The sequence below is a fragment of the Candidatus Brocadia sapporoensis genome (assembly GCF_001753675.2).
Classification (GTDB): domain Bacteria; phylum Planctomycetota; class Brocadiia; order Brocadiales; family Brocadiaceae; genus Brocadia; species Brocadia sapporoensis.
On the sequence record NZ_MJUW02000061.1, the window covers coordinates 1 to 3870 of the forward strand.

Below are 3870 nucleotides of genomic sequence, written 5' to 3' on the forward strand. Positions count from 1 at the left end.
CTAAGAGATGAAGAATATCTTCGCTTAAAAATTCTGACCTGTATGCTTCCGGAGATATAAAAATGCAAATTTCACCCACTCATTTCCACGATGACCCTCATTTTAAAATAGGAATAGACGACTCAAGCCTGATTATGGTAAGTACAGAGTTTTTTGCAGCATGACAAAAACAGAGACAAGCACTGCTTGTCTGTGCCATCCCGTTAGATTATCGTATGGCTGTCTCACATCTATAATTCACACTATATTAAAGTGATACAAAAATTCCAAATGTGGTTGCAAGATGATGTCATTTCTATTGATTTTTCATAGAAAAGCATTTAGTATTCATACCAGTTTGTTTTATTAACTATTAATTTTGCTTATAAGGGTTTTGGGGGCTTTCTTATGAAGAAATTTATTGCCGTAACATTTGCAATCGCATGTCTGTTTGGTTGTGGTAAAAAAGAAACTGAGAATTTAGAGCAGAAAATGGTTTCTCCCGAGACAAAACAAACTGAGGCAAGTCCACGTGGAGATCTTGGATTTATCAAGAACGAGCAGGGTTTCATCGTTCACATGAAGGACATTAAAGTGTTATTGAAGCATTTGTCATCTTCCATTAATCAGCAGAACTGGGAGGCTATTAAACAGGATACAAAAAAACTGAAAGAGGCGAGTCCTGTAGCCTTTACAGGGGCTAACAAAAAAGATTTGCCGGCAGAATTTATAAATCTCGATGTCAAGTTCCACATGAGCGCCCAGGAGTTGATTGGCGCATGCCAGGAAAAGAATAAGGATAGGGCCACGGCCGCCTTTTTTAAAGTGGTAAACAGTTGTGACGAGTGTCATGCCAAATACAATCCCAAGGAGGCGTCCACTTCGTGGTTCCAGTAAAATCATAAATAGCCAAAATATTAGCCGTTGGTTAGGGTAATACGATAGAGTGAACGCAAAAAGGACGTTGTCATTGCGAGCGCATTCGCATTGCTCCGTGTGAACTCCGCGAAGCAATGCGGGCACGGGAGATTGCTTCAGGCTGTCGCCCTCACCATAATACCTGTATGTATACTTCATTTGTTACGCTTACTATAGTTTCCTGAAAAATTTCATAAAAGCAATATTTACTGAACCGTGTAGGGGAGAAGCATTTGGTGGTCCGGGTATGGACGCTATTCTGTTGGTTATGGCAAATGCTTTGTCCCCGCTGAATTTTAGAAAGGGGGTGAGACCTGTGGTGTTGGAAAAAAAACGATTAATCGATTATGCCACCTGTGGCGGGTGAGCAGGCAAGATCCCCGTCGAAGACATGGCGTATGTAGTCAATCATTTACCCGAATATCCCAATGAACGGGTATTGGTTGGCCCAAAAACCTTTGCCGATGCTGGCATTTATAAAATTAATAACGAGATGGCGTTGGTGGAAACCCTGGATTTTTTTACGCCTGTGGTAAACAACCCGTATGATTACGGTCAGATTGCCGCTGCCAACGCATTGAGTGACGTTTATGCTATGGGAGGCAAGCCCCTTACCGCCATGAATATCCTCTGCTATCCTTTAAAATTTCTGGATAGGGATATTATGGTGGAAATACTTAAGGGCGGCGCTGATAAGGTTAACGAGGCTGGTGCAACAGTGATTGGCGGTCATACCCTGCAGGATAATGAGATCAAATACGGATTGTCGGTTACAGGTCTTATCCATCCGGATAGGATTGTGACGAATGCAGGTGCAAAGCCCGGCGATGTTCTCGTATTGACCAAACCACTCGGCACAGGGTTAATCATCTCGGCCATCAAGGCTAACAAGGTTTTTGAGGAAGATATAAGCATTGTTACAAGGAGTATGGTTCATCTGAATAAGACAGCTTCGGAAATGATGCTGGAGGTTGGGGTCAGCGCCTGTACAGACATTACCGGATTTGGCCTTATGGGTCATGCTTTTGAGATGGCGGAGGCCAGTAAGGTAACCGTGTCTTTTTTTGCTGAATGCATACCTATATTTGATGGTTGTGAACGCTATGTCAGGATGGGATTGATACCGGGGGTATCAAAGCTTAGTAAGAAATATTTAAAAAATAACATTAGGATAGATTCCACAATCCGGGAAGAGTTGGTCGATGTATTATTCGATGCACAGACCTCCGGAGGTCTGCTTATCTCCCTTCCCAGGGAAAAGGCAGATATACTTTGTAAAAAACTCAGCGAGAACGGTGTCGTGTCGTTTGGTGTTGTTGGTGAGGTATGCGAAAGAACGGACGTTTCCATTGTCGTTCTACCATGAGTCATGCAGTGCCGCTGATTTTCAGGGAAAAGCAAAGTAGGGGCAGGTTTCAAACCTGCCCCTGTCCAGACTAATAAAGACGGCTTGGATGGAGGAGGTAATGTATGGATTGTCCCTATACTCAAAGAATTCACCATCGGCGAATATTCTGAATTGACAAACAGGGTGGCACGGACAAACTCCGTTTGTCTGTGTGGAACTTGCACAACGCCGTTTGTAAAACATTCATTTTAAAATAGGGATAGACGACTCAAGTCTGATTATTGTAAGCACAGAGTTTTTTGCAGCGTGACAAAAAACAGAGACTATTCGCTGCATATCCGTGCCTCCCGTTAGAGTATGGTATGTCTGTATCACGTTTAGAATTTACAAAGTGTGCGCCTCCTGAGTATGCAGACAGTCTCTAAGGCGATCTCGTCTGTGAATATTTTTCAAAACGCGAAAGTGATACTTCAAAATTAAATTATTACGAGGAGCAAAATTTGTGCAAACCGGCAATACTGTATTTAATTGTAACAAGTACGATTCTTATACTGACAATCTCTTGTGTAATATTGTTCTTCGGCGCCAAAACTAAACTTTCAGCTATGGATGATGTAAAATCTGCTACGGATGAAGATGCCTTTGCACACCAGCGAAAACGCATGGTGGAAGAACAGATTGCATACCGGGGAATAAAGGATAAAAAGGTGTTGGAAGTCATGGAATCTGTGCCCCGCCACGTATTTGTCCCTGAGGAAAATCGCCCGTACAGTTATCATGATCAACCCGTCGCTATCGGCTTTGGGCAAACCATTTCCCAGCCTTATATCGTCGCCTTTATGACAGAATTATTACAGACAGGAGACGGTGATGTTGTTCTGGAAGTGGGCACAGGTTCTGGTTACCAAACTGCTGTCCTTTCCAGGCTGGTAAGGCAGGTCTATACGATTGAGATTGTAAAGGATCTGGGAGAAAAAGCACGGCTTCGGTTAAAAACCCTGGGGTATGATAATGTAGAAGTCATGATTGGCGATGGCTACAAAGGATGGCCGGAGCATGCGCCTTTTGATGCCATCATTGTTACTGCAGCCGCTGAGCATATTCCTCCTCCCCTGATTGATCAGCTTAAGCCCGGTGGTCGCATAGTTATTCCGGTGGGTGGCGTTTATGCAGTTCAGGACCTCATGCTGATAACCAAAGATGCGTCATCGAAGGTCATAAAAGAGTCTATTATTCCCGTTCGGTTTGTCCCTCTTCTTCGGAAATGATTTTTAAACGGGAAGCCTCCGGCACGATAAAACTCTGCCGAGATCGTAAAAATTCTAAATGATACAATTGATGTTCTAAGGAACTAGACGGATTTTCCTCAGGGACAGGCAGGGAATCGGGTTTTGTAATTTTTAGCCTCGATCTTTTATCAAAAAACCGTCAAATCGTCCATGATATATTTTTCCTGCTGAGATCATGGCACGAGGGTTGTGATCATGCATAAGGGTTACGCCAACGTCCGAATTGCAGGATATCCTTCTCGTAACGTAACTATTCAGCGAAACGGATGGTGAGAGAGAATCTTTTCTCAGAATAGTTAGGAGCCGATAGGGAAAACGGGCAGACGGGAAAATCCC

The 3870-nt window shown here is 43.4% G+C and carries 4 protein-coding genes; 3 read left to right on the forward strand and 1 reads right to left on the reverse strand.

The window, feature by feature from the left end:
* The first annotated feature begins 387 nt into the window (after window positions 1-387).
* From BIY37_RS05225 to BIY37_RS05235, 3 genes are all read left to right on the forward strand, one after another.
* Window positions 388-876 (forward strand): hypothetical protein, encoded by a 489-nt coding sequence (locus tag BIY37_RS05225; protein ID WP_070066784.1) that lies wholly within the window; start codon window positions 388-390, stop codon window positions 874-876.
* 343 nt (window positions 877-1219) lie between these two features.
* On the forward strand, window positions 1220-2263 hold the full coding sequence (gene selD / locus BIY37_RS05230) for a selenide, water dikinase SelD (RefSeq protein WP_080324863.1): 1044 nt from the start codon (window positions 1220-1222) through the stop codon (window positions 2261-2263).
* 587 nt (window positions 2264-2850) lie between these two features.
* Window positions 2851-3513: a protein-L-isoaspartate(D-aspartate) O-methyltransferase gene (locus BIY37_RS05235; protein ID WP_080324864.1), complete on the forward strand. Its 663-nt coding sequence runs from the start codon at window positions 2851-2853 to the stop codon at window positions 3511-3513.
* 132 nt (window positions 3514-3645) lie between these two features.
* Here BIY37_RS05235 and BIY37_RS13870 read toward each other — a convergent pair.
* On the reverse strand, window positions 3646-3870 hold a 225-nt coding region (locus tag BIY37_RS13870; RefSeq protein WP_230402442.1), incomplete at its 5' end, for a hypothetical protein.